Here is a 14,215-nt window from a genome sequence, read left to right as displayed (position 1 = left end):
CACTTAGATGTCGCCGGTGACCGAGTACTCGAAGGCGATGAGGCGCTGACAGGTGTGGACGTCCACCGTGACGTGGGCCTGCAGTGCTGAGCCGTTGTTGCTGGCTGTCCAGATCTGCTTGTCGCGTCCGTCGTAGACGTGCTGGGCATCCCACGCGCGCTGAAACTCGCCGCTGTGGTCCATCAGAGCGCTCACCAATTGCTGGCCGCGTGGGTCTCCGGCGAGGTCGCGGCGAGTGACGGCCGCGCGCAGTTCGCCCGCCTGCGCTGCGGAGTACGCATCGCGCTCATCGGCGGGGAAGGCGGCGCGTACTGGCCTGTGGCAGAACCAGTGCTCGTAGACGTTGGCGCGGCGCAGCCCCTCTGCGACGACCCAGGGGAACAGGCGATCTGCGGCGGAGTTCTGGGCGAGCACGTCGCCGAGGTCATTGACGACCTGGGCAGGGACATCGTCGAGGTTGTCCATCAGGAACCGCAGCCCGGGCGCAGGCGAGTCCGCCTGGGTGGCTTCGGGCGCGGCGCGGCCGGTTAGCCTGTGCAGGTGCGCCCGTCCCGCAGCGGTCAGCTCGAGTGCGTCGGCCAAGGCGTCGGTGACGGCGGGGGAGGGCATCGACGCCGCTCGGCCCTGCTCCAGCCGCGTGTAGTAGTCCACCGAAATGGTCCCAAGGGCCGCAATGTCTTCTCGCCGCAGGCCCGGAGTCCTGGCGCGGCTGCGCGGCGGCGCGGGCAGTGCCTCGCGCCGAGCGCGCAGGAACTCACCGAGCTGTTGGACGCGGCTCGGGCCTTTGACGGTCATCGGAGAAGCCTACGTCCGCAGCGACCCGCAACGCCGCTGAGTAACAGGAATGCCGCGCCGATGGCCAGCGTGAGGACGACGCCCAATTGTGGGGCGCTGGTGGTCGCGGTCGCCTGCACGCACAGAGCCGCGACTGCGAGGCCGACCGCGCTGCCGACCTGCTGGCCGGTGCCGGCCAGGCCGGTCGCCACGCCCTGGTCGGCGGGTGCGACACCGCTCCCGGCGAGAGCGAAGATGGAGGTGTACGCGACTCCCTGAGCCACGCTGGCGATCATCAGCGCGAGCAAGAGCACCGGTAGAGGCGCGGTCACCGCGGCCGCGACCCCGGCCAGTCCCACGCCTCCGGCGATCATGGCGGCGCGTGACACGGATCGGGGGCTGTGGTCGTGCAGGAGCCGGTTGGCTAGTGCCGAGCCGAAGATGCCGCCGACTGATCCGGGGATGAGCGCAGCGCCTGCCAGCAGCGGGGAGATCCCCCGGATGGTCTGGAGGTCGAGCGACAGCAAGTAGTAGACGGTGCCGAACGCGCCCATGAAGACGGTCCCCCGGATGGTCGCGGCCAGGACGTCGGGGACCGCGACCACCCGCGCGGGGACCAGGTTGAACCCGGTTCGCGCGGCCAGGGCCCGCGCCGCGCAGGCAGCGGTCGCGGCAGTCACGAGCACAGCCCAAGTCTGCGATCCCAGTCCCCACGACCCGGCTCGTAGCATGAGCAGGCACGCCGATGCGGTGACGATCGCCGCTGCCGCAGAGCCGACCCACGACGACGCGCTGATCCCATGACGGGCCGCGTCCCGCGGGCTCGCAGGCCCCACCGGGCCGGCCACCGCTCGCCGCGCGGCCAGCAGCGTCGCCAGGACCAGTGGGATGTTGACCAGCATGACGGCACGCCAGCTGGTGAGCTGGGTGAGGAGTCCGCCGAGGACGGTGCCTGCGATCAGGCCGCCCGACCCGGCCGCTGCCCACACCGACACCGCACGTTGTTTCGCGGCAGTGCGGGTGTAGTGCTGGTGGAGCATTGCGAGCGTGGCCGGGAACAGGATGGCCGCGCCCAGCCCCTGGCCGACGCGCCCCGTGATGAGCACCGGCAGGCTGGGCGCGAGACCGCCGGCCACGGAACTGAGCCCGAACAAGCACAGACCCATGGTGAAGCAGCGTCTCGCGCCGTAGGCATCGGCGAGCCGACCGCCGAGCAGAAGGAACCCGCCGTAGGCGACAGCGTAGGCCGCCGCTACCCACTGTGTATCGCCGACCGATGCGTGCAGCGCCGTCTGGATGTGCGGGATCGCGAGGTAAATGATCGTGAAGTCCAGCGACGTGATCGCCGAGGACAGCGCAAGTGCGACGATCGGTGGGAGCGACCGGGGAGTCACGGCTTGCTGGGAAGCGCGACGGCGAAGTTTGAGACCAGCGCGGTGAACTCGTCCGGTCTCTCGAACGTCATCACGTGCCCGCTTTCCAGCGTGGACGTGCGACTGTCGGGTATCAGCCGGGCGAGGGCGGCGACGGCGTGCGGAGGGATGGTCGCGTCGTGGCGGCCGGCGATCAGCAGCGTCGGGACGCTGACTCGCTGCGCGTACGTGGTGACGTCGATGCGCGAACCCAGCCGGATCTGCCGCATAAGCGCGGAGTTCGGGGCCAGGTTCGGCACCAGAGCCTCGACCTCCGCATGGGGCATCCCGGCCAAGTGCGCCGGACTGAACCCGGTGAGGGTGGAGAACCTGCCGAAGGCATCGGCGTCGGAGGCCGTCCGTAGCCACACGTCGTACAGCAGGGACAGGTAGGGGTCGTCTGCTGTCTTGGCCCAGCCGGCCGCCACCACCAGGCCGTTCACCCGATACGGCGCTGCGGCCGCGACGGTGACGGCGACGGGGCCGCCCAGGGAGAATCCGAGGACGACGAAGTCCGACATTCCGCTGGCATCTGCGACTCCAAGGACCTGCGCGGCCAGCAGTTCGACCGTGAGCTCGGCGTCGCCGTCTTCGACGACTGGCGTTCCGGAAAGGTCCGGCATCACGACTGTGAAGGACTTCTGCAGCTCGCCGAGCAGATGCCCGAAAGCGATATTCGCGCCTGGCCCGGTGCCGTGGACCAGGACCAGACCAGGTCCGTCGCCGGCCTGCTCGTAAGGGATACGGACTCCGTCCACCGTGGCCATAGATTTCATGTGTGTCTTCTTTCCCTAGTCGCGTCGTATCTATGGACAGCGTCCGGAATTCGCTCGGGGGCAACCAGGCCCGCGTTGTCCTGGGACAACTTCGCCCTGGCTACGAGCGTCGACGTCGTGCGAGCGTGCGTTCGGCAATTACTGCTTTCGTGGAGGGGGATCGGCATGCGGGTGCTCGTAGCCGGTGATAGCGGTGTACTGGGGCGTTGTGTGAGCCCACGGCTGGCTGAGCGCGGCAGCGACCTCGAGCGGCGTGGAGCACGTCGTCGACCAGGGGTACGCCAGTTGGAACGGCGAGCAATCCGGCGGCTGGGTCAAGGCCGAAGACGCTCCGCTGGAGCCGATGGATGTTTTCAAGCGCAGTGGGAGTGGAACACGCGATGAAAGAAGAATGGCCAATGCAGATGAAAGATGTTGCGCCTCCGAGCACCCCCGTGGCTGCGGCAGCGTCCCGACTGGCGGGTGACTACCACAGTGCCGCGATGCTCAATCACGCCATGCGGTCCTGGTATTGGGCGCGCGGCATTGCAGCAATGGAGTGCCGGACCGGCTTCGATGAGGAACTGCTCCTTGTCGCGGCACTACTTCACGACTTGGGCACTACAGAGGCGTTCGACAATCATACGCTGTCCTACGAGGAAGCAGGAGGCCACGCCGCGGTCGCGCTGACCGCCGGGGCAGGGTGGCCGAAATCAAGGCGACAGCGCGTCATGGAGGTGATCGTGAGGCACAACTGGCCGTCGGTGGACCCCGAAATGGACTTTGAGGGCTACCTCCTCGAATCGGCCACAGGGCTCGACATCACCGGGGCGCGATCCGATGTCCTCTCCGCGAACTTCGTCGATGAAGTCCTCCACGCGTACCCGCGCCTCGGCGTAGCGCAGGAGTTCACGGCGTGCGTCACCAGTCAGGCGGAACGAAAACCATCTACCGCCGCGCACCGCATCGTCGGCAACGGCCTCGCCGAGAAAATGCGCGACCATCCGTTCGAGCGACGCCGCCACGTCGAGTCGGACCTGTGACGGAGACCGAGGGGTCGGCAAAACCCACCTCGCAGTCGGGCTCGGGATCAAAGCCGCCTAGGCCGGGCACCGGGTGTTATTCGCGACCGCGACCCAGTGGGTCACCCGCCTGAAGGACGCTCACCAACGCGGCCGGCTCACCGAGGAACTCGCCAGGCTACGTCGCTATGGACTCCCACTCCGGCACAAAGGGGTCCGTTCTACTTCGGCGTCAACAGGGTGACCCAGCACAGGGCGAAGAGCGACTCAACTCGCCGAGACCGACCTACACGTCAGGTCGTACGAGGAGCGACACATGAGGTAGTACGCGGACAGACGTCGGCCGCCATGATCTCGGGTGCTGCGCCGAGGAGGTGCTGGTTGGCCGTCAGGTCCGAGCCGTGACCGTCTACGTCGACGACGCACGCATCCAGCCCCGTGCCGGCCGGGGGCCGGGTTCGGTGCGGGTCGGTCTCAGAAGGCGCTGGCGGCGGCTTCGGCGACGGCCTGGTCTTGGACGCCGGTTCCTCCGCTGACGCCGACGGCGCCGACGACCTGGCCGTCGCGCTCGAGCGGGATGCCACCGGCGAAGATCATCACCCGACCGTCGTTGGAGGCGTGGATGCCGTAGAACTGCTCACCGGGTTGGGCGAGGTCGCCGAGGTCTTTGGTGGCTGTGTCGAACGCGCGGGCCGTGAAGGCTTTGTTGATCGAGATGTCGATGCTGCCCAGCCACGCTCCGTCCATCCGTACGTGAGCGACGAGATTGCCGCCGGCATCGACGACGGCGATGTTACTGGGCTGACCCTGCGTGCTGGATTCAGCTTCTGCTGCCGCGATGACACGTTTGGCGTCGTCCAACGACAATGTAGGAATAGATAGCATCAATTGCTCCTTCGAATGTGGCGTGCGCTTTGTGGCTCGAGCCGCTCCAGAGCCGCCCGTTGGTTTGCCTGTTGAGTTTGTGACCGACAGCGCTCGTGTTGTGCTTCGCGTTGCGAACGTGCGTGGGCGGACTACGGGAGCTTGGACGCGAGGACGTCGGCCGGCAGGATCTCGGGTGCTGCGCCGAGGAGGTGCTGGTTGGCCGTCAGGGCTGCGACGATGGCGCCGTTGGCGTGGGCGTCGCGAGCGGCCTCGTCGGGGAATGCATCGAAGATCCAGAAGGTGTCGGCGTGGGTCCTGACCGCGAACCAGACAATCGTTCCTACTTCTTCGTTGGCGAGGGCGACAGCGCCGGCGAGCAGATCGGCGAGCGCGTCGTGCTGTCCATCGGCCGCGACGATCTTGGCGACGAAGGCATACGGAAGTGATGCGGGTGTGGACATGAGGGACTCTCCTTGACGTCGGGGTTCTTCGTGGGACGAGTTCAGCGTATGACGAGCAAGGGCATGTGAGAAGTGGCGTATACGACAGTATTGCTATTGTTCACGCCATGCGTATCGGACTCATCGCGATCGACGGCTGCTTCGGTTCGGCTGTCGCGTCGGTCATCGACATCGTGCGGGTGGCCGACGGAGCCCGCGGCGATGTCGACCCGCGGATCGACCCGATCGAACTCGCCATCCTCGGACCGAAACGGAGAGTGACCACGACGGCATCGATGACCCTGTCGGTGGACCACCCGCTGTCGGAGTCCGCAGAGTTCGACGTGGTCGTCGTCCCTGCGCTTGGAACCCTCACGGCCGCCGCTACCAACGACGCCCTCCAGAGCCGAGATGCTCGTTCGGTCATCGCCTCGCTCGGGCGCCTCGACGACGCGACCACCCGGATCGCCGCGGCGTGCACCGGCGTGTTCGCTGTCGCCGAGACCGGACGGATGGATCATCGGCGGGCGACGACCAGCTGGTTTCTGGGGCCGGAGTTCCTGAAGCGCTATCCGACCGTCGCCCTCGATCTCGACACCATGGTCGTGGTCGACGGGAACCTCGTCACCGCCGGCGCCGCGTTCGCCCACATCGACCTCGCGCTCTCACTCGTGCGATCGATCAGCCCCGACCTGGCCCAACATGTCGCCAAGCTCCTCATCATCGACGAGCGTCCGTCGCAGGCGGCCTTCGTCGCCTACGAACATCTCCGGCACGAGGACCCGATCGTCGTCGAGTTCGAACGCTTCGTGCGCGCCCGCCTGGACGAACCGTTCAACGTCGCCTTCGTCGCGCAGTCACTCGGCACCAGCCGGCGCACCCTCGAACGACGAGTCCGTGCGGCGCTCAACCTCACTCCGCTCGGCTTCGTCCAACGGCTTCGCATCGAACGAGCTCGGCACCTCTCAGCAACCACGGACCTCACCTCCGCCGAGATCGCGCTACGGGTCGGCTACGCGAACGCCGAGACTCTGCGCTCCCTCCTGCGCAGGGAGCGACGCCGTTCCTGACCTATCGCCATGCCTGTAGCCGGTGTCCTAGTGCTCGACTGGAACCACCTCTCAGCACGTCGCGTCGACGCTCCTGCGTCGCCCCTGGACGACCCACTCGACACGCCCGCAGCACAGGCCATGTGACGTGTCCCGGCTTCCCGGACGGTCGGGGTCGGGTGGCTGTGCTGTCGCTGAACCGTCCTGGATTGTCCGGAGGGTGGGTTAGTTACGCCGACTCCCGGGCGGGGCCGGCGGTGGTGCGGTCACGGTAGCGCTGTTCGTACTCGATGGGCGGGGTGTAGCCGATCGAGGAGTGCAGCCGGGTCGTGTTGTACCAGTGAATCCAGCGGGCGACTTCCCACTCGACCTCGGCCCGCGAGGTCCAGGTCCGGTCCCGGGCATTGATCGCCTCGGTCTTGAGCAACCCGATCGTCGATTCCATCAGCGCGTTGTCCAGCGCGTCACCCACCGTCCCGATCGAACCGGCGATCCCGGCATCGATCAGCTCCTGGGTGAAGGCCAGTGAGGTGTACTGGCTGCCGGCATCCGAATGATGGACTAAACCCGTTGTAGTGAAACGGATATCATCTCGGCGGCGGATGTACAGTGCCTGTTGCAGAGCGGCGGTGACCAGAGCGGTGTGCCTATTGGCCGCCACCCGCCAGCCCAGGATCCGCCGTGAGTACACGTCGGTGACCAGCGACACGTAGCAGAACCCGGCTAGCGTCCACACATACGAAAAGTCCGCCACCCACAGCTGGTCCGGCCGCACCGGCACTGTCCAGCCACGCTTGACCAGATCGGGATGGCGCACCGCCGTCTGGTCGCGGCGGGTGGTCGTGGTGTGGTGCCGGCCGCGGACCGCGCCGTGGATGCCGGCGATGCCCATCAGCCGCCCGACCTGGTCCCGGCCGACCTGGTGGCCGGCGTGCCGTAGCGCATGCCACATCTTGCGGACGCCGTAAACCGACCAGTTCGCCCGATGGACGTCGACCACCGCGTTGACCGCGCAGGCCTCGTCCAGTACCGCCTGGCTGACCGGCCGGGCGAGGTGGTCGTAGTAGGTGGACGGCGCGATCTTCATGCCGTGCTCGGACAGCACGGCACAGATCGGCTCGACGCCGAACCGGTCCGGGTATGCGCTGATGTAGGCCACCATCACTTGAGTCGGCGGTCGAGCTCCGCCTGAGCGAAAAACGCGCTCGCGGTCTTCAGGATCTCGTTCGCCCGTTCCAGCTCGGCGACCCGCCGCTTCAACGCCCGCACCTCTTCGGAATCAGCCGGACGTGACACCCCCGGCCGGGTCCCCGCAGCCCGCTCACCGGCCTCGACCCAGTTCCGAATCGATGCCTCGTTGACATCCAACACGGCACCGACCTGGCGACGTGCTTCACGCTTGGACTCGCCATACCGCTCCAGCCGGTCCGAATACATCCGAACCGCCCGATCACGAGTCTCCTGATCGAACTTCCTCGGTGCAGCCATGGATCCCAGTCTCCCTTGCTAGAACCCCACCCTCCGGGAGAACCAGGACGGTTCAGAGGTGCTGTCGGTTCGCCTTGAGAGCGCACGAACCGACCAACGAACCGACGTTGACGTCACGTTCGACGGTCCAGGCCGCAGAGCGGCGCGATGTCCGCCAGCAGGCAAGTCACCTACCGCTCCGGCTGGGCCCGTGCACGCTGTGGTGCCGCCTGCGAGGCCACGGCCAACCAGAACTCGATCGGCGCCAGCCTCGAATAGGTCGGGCCGGCTCCACCGTCACCAGATAGTTACTTGACGAAATTTATCAAGTGCGCCATGCTCAGCTCGTCGGCACAACCAAGGACGGTGGTGGGCATGTCACAGGCGACGCAGCATCCGCCGACCGAAGTGCGTACTGGCACTGCGGGCCAGGTATTTACCTCCATCCTCACCACCGGGCCTGTCTGTCGCCGGGATGTCGCCAACGCCACCGGCCTTTCCCAGGCGTCGGTAACCAAGCTGGTGAAACCGATGCTCAGCGCCGGTTACATCGAGGAGATCGCCCCGATCACCGCCGGTCCCGGCCGTCCGCAGATCCCGCTGCAGGTGATCCCGGAACGGCAGTTCTCGATCGGCGTCAAGGTGATGGCTACCGAGGTAATCGGGGTGGTGATCGATCTCGGTGGAAACCAGTGTGCTGCGGTCAGACAGCCTGTCGACGGCACCGATCCGGACGAGGTCGTCGGCACCGTCACGGCCCTGGTCGCCCATCTGCGCGAACGGGTTCCGCAGGCTCGCGAGCGCACCTGCGGCATCGGCGTCGGCATCGGCGGCCACGTCGACAACGCCACCGGCGTCGTTCGCTTCTCGCCGAGCTTGCGCTGGCCCTCCGTTCCACTGGCCGGACGACTGACAGCGGCGACCGGCCTCCCGGTCACCGTCGAGAACGACGTCAATTCCCTTGCCCTGTCAGAACAATGGTTCGGTGCCGGCCGCGGTGTCGACTCGTTCGCCGTGGTGACAGTTGGCGCCGGAATCGGTTGCGGGCTGGTCATCGACGGGGACCTGTGGACCGGCGTCAGCGGCGCAGCCGGCGAGTTCGGACACATCAGGGTGGCTGCCGACGGCGCCCGCTGCGACTGCGGCCGGGTCGGCTGCGTGCAGGCGGTCGCGAACGATGAGGCCATCGCCCGGGCAGCCGAACACGCTGTCGGGCAACCGATCTCCTCCGCCGCCGAGGCCTACCGGCTGGCGACGGCGGGGTCCGAACCACTCAAGGAGGTCTTCCGGGAAGCGGGTCGCGCACTCGGTCGCGGCCTTGCCGTACTGGTGAACCTGATGAACCCGGCCCTGGTGATCCTGTCCGGTGAAGGCGTGCACTCGTCCCCGATCTGGACCGACGCGGTCCGCGAGCAACTGACGGCGGATGCGTTCTCGTCGATCGCGATGGACTGCGAGTTGCTCGTCCGGCCACTGCCGGACGAGGCATGGGCGGCCGGCGCCGCCGTCGGCATGCTGCGCCGCAGCGTCCTTGGCTCCCTCGGCAGGCTCGGTACCTGAACCCGACGCCCCGTGGGCGGCCGCCTGCTAGCTACCCGAACACATCGCCCCAACCGATCGTCCACATCCGCATCTGTAGCGAGGAGCTCTCATGTCCCACCGCCTCTCCCGCCTCGTCGCCACCACGGCGGCGGCCCTGGTGCTGGCCGCCTGCGGTTCCGATCAGAAACCGGCGTCCCCCGCGCCCGGGTCGTCGGACTCCACGGCACCAGTCACCCTCACCTTCTGGGGCACCTACGGCAACGGCGGCAATAGGACCCAGACCGACGTACTTCAGAAGTCGCTGATCCCGGCTTTCGAAGCCGCGAACCCCGGCGTCAGCGTGGATTACGTGGACGTCCCGTACGACTCATTCCTGCAGAAGCTGGAGACCTCGGCGTCGGGCGGGCAACTGCCGGACCTGATCCGGGCCGACCTTGGCTGGGTCCCGAGGTTCGCCGACGACGGGGCCCTCGAACCGTTGGACACCGCCATGCCGAACTTCCAGAAGTTCGCGGACAAGACCTACCCAGGCTCGCTGGCGACCAACAAGTGGGAGGACCACTACTACGGGTTGCCGCTGGACACCAACACCCGGGTGCTGATCAGTAACCCGGAGGCACTGGCGAAGGCTGGGCTGAGCAAGCCGCCGAAGACAATCGAGGAGTTGGTCGCGGCTGGACCGAAGCTGGCTGAGCAGAACGTTTCCGTCTTCGCAGACAGCGGCCTGCAGACCTGGAACGTGCTGCCATGGATCTGGTCGGGTGGCGGCTCACTGACCGACGAAAAGCTCACCACCGCAACGGGTTACCTGGACAGCCCGGAGACCGTGGCGGCGGTCCAGATGCTGGTGGACCTGTACCAACAGCAGGCCATCCCGAACCTGATCACCGGCAACAAAGGCGGCACCCCGACCTCGGACGGCCTGCCCAAGGGCAGCTACGCGACCATCCTGGACGGGCCATGGATGGCCGGCGTGTGGTCCGGCCAGTATCCCGACTTCGAGCCCACCTACTCCCCGATGCCGGAGGGCAAGGGCGGTTCAATCTCGGTGGTGGGCGGCGAGAACATCGTCCTGACAGCGGAATCGCCGAACAAGGACGCCGCGTTGAAGTTCATCGAGTTCACCCAGGGCGAGCAGTTCCAGCTGGAGATGGCCGCCACCGGCCAGATGCCCAGCGTGGTCGGCCTGGGGGACGCGGCGGCCAAGAAGTACCCGGAGCTGGCCCCGTTTGCCGAACAACTCAAGACCGCGCGTTCGCGGCCAGCCGTCCCGGACGGGTCGAAGATCGACACCATCCTCAATGACGCGCTCACGCAGGCCTTCACCGGGAAGGCGAGCGTCAAGGATGCCCTGACCGAAGCAGCCAAGCAGATCGACCCTCTGCTGTCGCCCTCCTCCTGACCCGCCGATTCCCGCCGACGAATCCGATCGGACCATTTCAACCATGACGTCGACCTCGATGACACCGAACCGATGACCGTCCTCGATCGGCCGCCGGTGCGTGCAAGCGCCCCCGTGCCCCGCACCGCTGCCCGTGCCCGGCGGCCCCGGGGTGCCGGCCTCACGCCGTGGTTGTTCCTGGCTCCCGGCATGATCCTGTTCCTCGCCGCCATCATCTATCCGATGATGCAGGCCTTCCAGATGAGCTTGTACGACTGGAAGGTGCTCAAGGGACTCTCCAGCGAGTTCCTCGGATTCGACAATTACCGCAGGGCTTTCGACGATCCGATCTTCTGGCGAGCGCTCGTCAACAGCGGCGTGTACATGGCGATAACGGTGCCGATCCAGGTGGTTCTCGGCTTGCTGGTTGCGATCCTGCTGAACCGGAAAGCACCGGCCCGGGCCCTGTTCCGGGTGCTGTTTTACCTGCCGGTAGTGACCAGCTGGGTGGTGGTCTCGCTGATGTTCAAGTACCTGTTCGCCGACAATGGCGTCATCAACTGGGCGCTCCGCGATGTCACCGGGCTGACCGACGGGAACATCTCCTGGCTCGGCGACCGGTGGACCGCCATGGCCGCCATCTCCGTGCTGGGCATCTGGAAAGGCGTCGGTTGGTCGATGATGATCTTCCTGGCGGCACTGCAGGGAGTCCCCCGCGACCTGGAGGAATCGGCGGCCGTTGACGGCGCCGGGGCGCTCGCCCGATTCCGGGCCGTCACCCTCCCGGCCATCTTCCCGGCGCTGGCTTTCGTGGTCGTAATGCTGGTGATCGGCGGCTTCAACGTCTTCACCTCCGTGCTGGTGATGACCGACGGTGGACCGGCCCAGCAGACCCAGGTGTTGCTGACATACATGTACCAACTCGCGTTCGCCGATGGCGAGTACGGCTACGGCGCAGCGATGGCGGTACTGCTCACCATCGCCGTCTTCATCATCTCGATCCTGCAGTTGCGGGCCTTCCGCGGCCGGATGGGCAGTGCGACATGAGCGCCCTTGTCACCGGCAGCAGGGCCGGCACGGCGGCACGGTGGGGGCTGCTGGCTGTCGGCTCGATCGTGATGGTGCTGCCGTTCCTGTACATGCTGTCGACCTCGTTCAAAGAGCAGACCTTTGTCCTGACAATCCCGCCGCAGTTCATCCCGCAGCCGGCGACCCTGCAGAACTACCGGGACGCCTGGGGCACCCAAGGATTCCCCCGTTACTTCCTCAACTCGCTGGTGGTGACGGTGCTGTCCACCGCGGGGTCACTGCTGATCAGTTCGATGATGGCGTATGCCTTCGCCCGCTTTCGTTTCCGCGGCCGCGAGGTGCTGTTCCGGGTGCTGCTGATCGGGCTGATGGTGCCGACGATGATGCTGATCATCCCGCAGTTCCTGCTGGCCAAGTACCTCGGTCTGCTCGACTCGATGGCTGGCCTCGTCGTCTTCTACATCGCCGGCTCCCTGTCGCTGAACACGTTCCTGCTCCGCGGCTTCTTCGCCGAGATCCCCGCCGAACTCGAGCAGGCGATGGAAATGGACGGGGCCGGCCCGGTCCGCCGGTTCTTCCAGTTGATCCTGCCGCTGTCCCGGCCGGCGCTGGCCACGGCGACGATCTTCTCGTTCCTGGCCAACTGGGACGAGTTCGCCTGGGCGCTGACCATCATCACCACGCCGGAGAAGAACACGTTGCCTGTTGCCATCAATCTGTTCCACGGCCAGAACTCCACCCTGTGGGGCCTGGTGTTCGCCGCCTCGGTCATCGCGATCATCCCGGTGATCGTCATCTTCCTGGCATTCCAGCGGCACTTCGTGCAGGGCCTGACCTCCGGGGCGGTGAAGGGATGACGATTCCCGCCTCGCCGGCGGACCCGGTGCTGCTGCCGACCATGGCCCGGTTCGGTCCCGACGAACCGGTGCTCATCGAGGTTCGGGGTGTGCGGGTCGACGCTGAGCTGGTGACCCACGCACTCGGCGAAACCGTTGGCCGGCAGCCGGTCCAGCCACTGACAGACATCGGAGTCCTGCCCGTCGGCGGGTACGGCATCGAACTCGTCGACGCTTCAGGGGTGGTGCTGGCCAGAACCGCAGTCGAGGTTGCGCCGGCCGGCGCCCCGGTACAGCGGTACGGCTTCGTGGCCAGCTTCCCGCCCGGGCGGCGGTGGGACCCGGTGATTGACAATGTACGGCGACTGCACCTGACCGACATCCAGTGCTACGACTGGGCATTCCGGCATGCCGACCTGGTCGGCGGCGGAGAGGTCTACGACGATCCGCTGGGCCAGCCGATCTCCCTGGACGCCGTGCGGGATCTGATCGGTCGGCTGGCGGCAGCGGGCAGCCGAGCCATCGGGTATGCCGCCGTCTATGCGGTGGGCAACCAGGAGTGGGACGACTGGCGGCACGCGGCACTGTTGGCTGCCGACGGCAATCCTTACGGCCTCGGCGATTTCCTCCGAATCGTCGACCCGGCGCACGAGCAGTGGCTCGCCCATCTGCGGGCCGACCTGAGCGTCGCCGCGGAACTGGGCTTCCACGGCTTCCACCTGGACCAGTACGGCTACCCCAAACACGCCGTTCGCGCCGACGGTATCGCCGTCGACGTTGCCGAGAGCTTCTCCACCATGATCGCCGTCGTGCGCGCCGAGCTGCCCGATCACCGGCTGATATTCAACCAGGTCAACGACTTTCCGACCTGGCGCACCGGCGCGGTCGAGCAGGACATTGTCTACGTCGAGCCATGGGCGCCGTCGACCACCTTGCAGCATCTGGCCGACATCGCCACCTCGGCCGCTGCGACTGCCCCCGGGAAACCGGTAGTGCTAGCCGCCTACCAGCATCTCTATGACGACGTCGACGCCCGGATTGGAGACATCGCTACGGCGCTCACCATGGCCACCCTGGGGGCACACGGCGCTACCCAGCTCCTTGCCGGCGAGGCCGACCGGGTCCTGGTGGATCCGTACTACGTCCGCAACCACATCGCCGAGCCATCGACCACCGATCTGCTGGCCCGCTGGTACGACTTCCTGGTAGAGCACGGCGAACTGCTGTTCCCCGCCGGACCGGACGTGACTCGGTCGATGGCCGGGCGGTACAACGACGATCTGGATGTGGAGTACCACGACACACCGGTCAGTGAGCACGCCGCCGCCGGTGGCGTGTGGCGAATCATCCGCCGAGTCGGCCACCGCTACGTGGTGCATTTGATCAACCTGACCGGACAGCCGGACACCGACTGGGACGCCGCCAGGGCAACCCCCAGCGATCCTGGTCCCGGGACGCTACGGGTCCGCCGGTTCGGGCCCGGACCGCTGCGGGTCCGGGCCGCGGATCCGGACCGCGCACCGCGGCTGGTCGATGTCGCGGTGACCGACGACGGCGGGTGGTCCTGCGCCGAGCTTCCCGCTCCGCGGATCTGGCAACTCGTCGTCGTCGAACCCGCTTGAGCACGTTCCGACCCGCCCC

Annotated in this window: 13 protein-coding genes, 1 pseudogene and 1 other annotated feature; of the genes and pseudogenes, 8 read left to right on the top strand and 6 right to left on the bottom strand. The window is 67.0% G+C overall.

The window, feature by feature from the left end:
• Positions 1-3 precede the first annotated feature (3 nt).
• Genes HKD39_RS03455 through HKD39_RS03445 form a run of 3 tightly spaced genes read right to left on the bottom strand, consistent with a single transcriptional unit; the run spans position 4 to position 2,962 of the window.
• Positions 4-795, bottom strand: a complete 792-nt coding sequence (locus tag HKD39_RS03455; RefSeq protein WP_171198477.1) for a helix-turn-helix transcriptional regulator — start codon at positions 793-795, stop codon at positions 4-6.
• Positions 792-2,168: an MFS transporter gene (locus HKD39_RS03450; protein WP_171198476.1), complete on the bottom strand. Its 1,377-nt coding sequence runs from the start codon at positions 2,166-2,168 to the stop codon at positions 792-794. The genes HKD39_RS03455 and HKD39_RS03450 overlap by 4 nt, the downstream gene beginning before the upstream one ends.
• The gene (locus tag HKD39_RS03445) at positions 2,165-2,962 is read right to left on the bottom strand and encodes an alpha/beta fold hydrolase (RefSeq protein ID WP_171198475.1); all 798 of its coding nucleotides are present in this window, start codon (positions 2,960-2,962) and stop codon (positions 2,165-2,167) included. The genes HKD39_RS03450 and HKD39_RS03445 overlap by 4 nt, the downstream gene beginning before the upstream one ends.
• A 482-nt stretch (positions 2,963-3,444) precedes the next feature.
• Here HKD39_RS03445 and HKD39_RS03440 point away from each other — a divergent pair, with 482 nt between their 5' ends.
• Positions 3,445-3,984 (top strand): HD domain-containing protein, encoded by a 540-nt coding sequence (locus HKD39_RS03440; protein WP_212753899.1) that lies wholly within the window; start codon positions 3,445-3,447, stop codon positions 3,982-3,984.
• Between the two features lies 1 nt (position 3,985).
• A pseudogene (locus HKD39_RS20265) lies at positions 3,986-4,159 on the top strand (ATP-binding protein); the annotation flags it as partial.
• Positions 4,160-4,437: 278 nt separating this feature from the next.
• Here HKD39_RS20265 and HKD39_RS03435 read toward each other — a convergent pair.
• Together HKD39_RS03435 and HKD39_RS03430 are read right to left on the bottom strand one after the other, a co-directional pair.
• Positions 4,438-4,848, bottom strand: a complete 411-nt coding sequence (locus tag HKD39_RS03435; protein WP_171196587.1) for a GlcG/HbpS family heme-binding protein — start codon at positions 4,846-4,848, stop codon at positions 4,438-4,440.
• 131 nt (positions 4,849-4,979) lie between these two features.
• On the bottom strand, positions 4,980-5,291 hold the full coding sequence (locus tag HKD39_RS03430) for a putative quinol monooxygenase (protein ID WP_068102119.1): 312 nt from the start codon (positions 5,289-5,291) through the stop codon (positions 4,980-4,982).
• 107 nt (positions 5,292-5,398) lie between these two features.
• On the opposite strand from HKD39_RS03430, the gene HKD39_RS03425 reads away from it, so the two are divergent.
• Positions 5,399-6,340, top strand: a complete 942-nt coding sequence (locus HKD39_RS03425) for a GlxA family transcriptional regulator (RefSeq protein WP_171198474.1) — start codon at positions 5,399-5,401, stop codon at positions 6,338-6,340.
• Between the two features lie 208 nt (positions 6,341-6,548).
• Here the strand turns inward: HKD39_RS03425 and HKD39_RS03420 are convergent.
• Positions 6,549-7,807 (bottom strand): IS3 family transposase gene (locus HKD39_RS03420; RefSeq protein WP_171198473.1). Its coding sequence is split into 2 segments (ribosomal slippage): positions 6,549-7,513 and positions 7,513-7,807, totalling 1,260 coding nucleotides; the frame shifts between segments, so codons are not numbered across the junction.
• Positions 7,392-7,523 (bottom strand) — a sequence feature (AL1L pseudoknot). It overlaps the preceding gene by 132 nt.
• Positions 7,808-8,161: 354 nt before the next feature.
• Between HKD39_RS03420 and HKD39_RS03415 the strand changes: the two genes are divergently transcribed.
• From HKD39_RS03415 to HKD39_RS03395, 5 genes are all read left to right on the top strand, one after another.
• Complete coding sequence (locus HKD39_RS03415; RefSeq protein WP_171198472.1) at positions 8,162-9,346, top strand: ROK family protein; 1,185 nt, start codon at positions 8,162-8,164, stop codon at positions 9,344-9,346.
• Between the two features lie 91 nt (positions 9,347-9,437).
• Complete coding sequence (locus HKD39_RS03410) at positions 9,438-10,730, top strand: extracellular solute-binding protein (RefSeq protein WP_171198471.1); 1,293 nt, start codon at positions 9,438-9,440, stop codon at positions 10,728-10,730.
• 189 nt (positions 10,731-10,919) lie between these two features.
• On the top strand, positions 10,920-11,756 hold the full coding sequence (locus HKD39_RS03405; protein WP_246232026.1) for a carbohydrate ABC transporter permease: 837 nt from the start codon (positions 10,920-10,922) through the stop codon (positions 11,754-11,756).
• A complete protein-coding gene (locus tag HKD39_RS03400; protein ID WP_171198469.1) occupies positions 11,753-12,595 on the top strand; it encodes a carbohydrate ABC transporter permease in 843 nt (280 codons plus the stop codon). The genes HKD39_RS03405 and HKD39_RS03400 overlap by 4 nt, the downstream gene beginning before the upstream one ends.
• Positions 12,592-14,196, top strand: a complete 1,605-nt coding sequence (locus HKD39_RS03395; protein ID WP_171198468.1) for a glycoside hydrolase family 66 protein — start codon at positions 12,592-12,594, stop codon at positions 14,194-14,196. The genes HKD39_RS03400 and HKD39_RS03395 overlap by 4 nt, the downstream gene beginning before the upstream one ends.
• Positions 14,197-14,215 lie beyond the last annotated feature (19 nt).

This window comes from Nakamurella aerolata (genome assembly GCF_013002705.1).
GTDB classification, from domain to species: Bacteria; Actinomycetota; Actinomycetes; order Mycobacteriales; family Nakamurellaceae; genus Nakamurella; species Nakamurella aerolata.
The sequence above is the reverse complement of the archived record's forward strand: the minus strand, read 5'-3'. Positions and strand labels throughout refer to the sequence as shown.

Bases quoted from the DNA above. Each gene is read 5' to 3' on its own strand.
- HKD39_RS03455 (WP_171198477.1), bottom strand. From the start codon at position 795: ATGACCGTCAAAGGCCCGAGCCGCGTCCAACAGCTCGGTGAGTTCCTG.
- HKD39_RS03445 (WP_171198475.1), bottom strand. From the start codon at position 2,962: ATGAAATCTATGGCCACGGTGGACGGAGTCCGTATCCCTTACGAGCAG.
- HKD39_RS03440 (WP_212753899.1), top strand. From the start codon at position 3,445: ATGCTCAATCACGCCATGCGGTCCTGGTATTGGGCGCGCGGCATTGCA.
- HKD39_RS03435 (WP_171196587.1), bottom strand. From the start codon at position 4,848: ATGCTATCTATTCCTACATTGTCGTTGGACGACGCCAAACGTGTCATC.
- HKD39_RS03430 (WP_068102119.1), bottom strand. From the start codon at position 5,291: ATGTCCACACCCGCATCACTTCCGTATGCCTTCGTCGCCAAGATCGTC.
- HKD39_RS03425 (WP_171198474.1), top strand. From the start codon at position 5,399: ATGCGTATCGGACTCATCGCGATCGACGGCTGCTTCGGTTCGGCTGTC.
- HKD39_RS03415 (WP_171198472.1), top strand. From the start codon at position 8,162: ATGTCACAGGCGACGCAGCATCCGCCGACCGAAGTGCGTACTGGCACT.
- HKD39_RS03410 (WP_171198471.1), top strand. From the start codon at position 9,438: ATGTCCCACCGCCTCTCCCGCCTCGTCGCCACCACGGCGGCGGCCCTG.
- HKD39_RS03405 (WP_246232026.1), top strand. From the start codon at position 10,920: ATGATCCTGTTCCTCGCCGCCATCATCTATCCGATGATGCAGGCCTTC.
- HKD39_RS03400 (WP_171198469.1), top strand. From the start codon at position 11,753: ATGAGCGCCCTTGTCACCGGCAGCAGGGCCGGCACGGCGGCACGGTGG.
- HKD39_RS03395 (WP_171198468.1), top strand. From the start codon at position 12,592: ATGACGATTCCCGCCTCGCCGGCGGACCCGGTGCTGCTGCCGACCATG.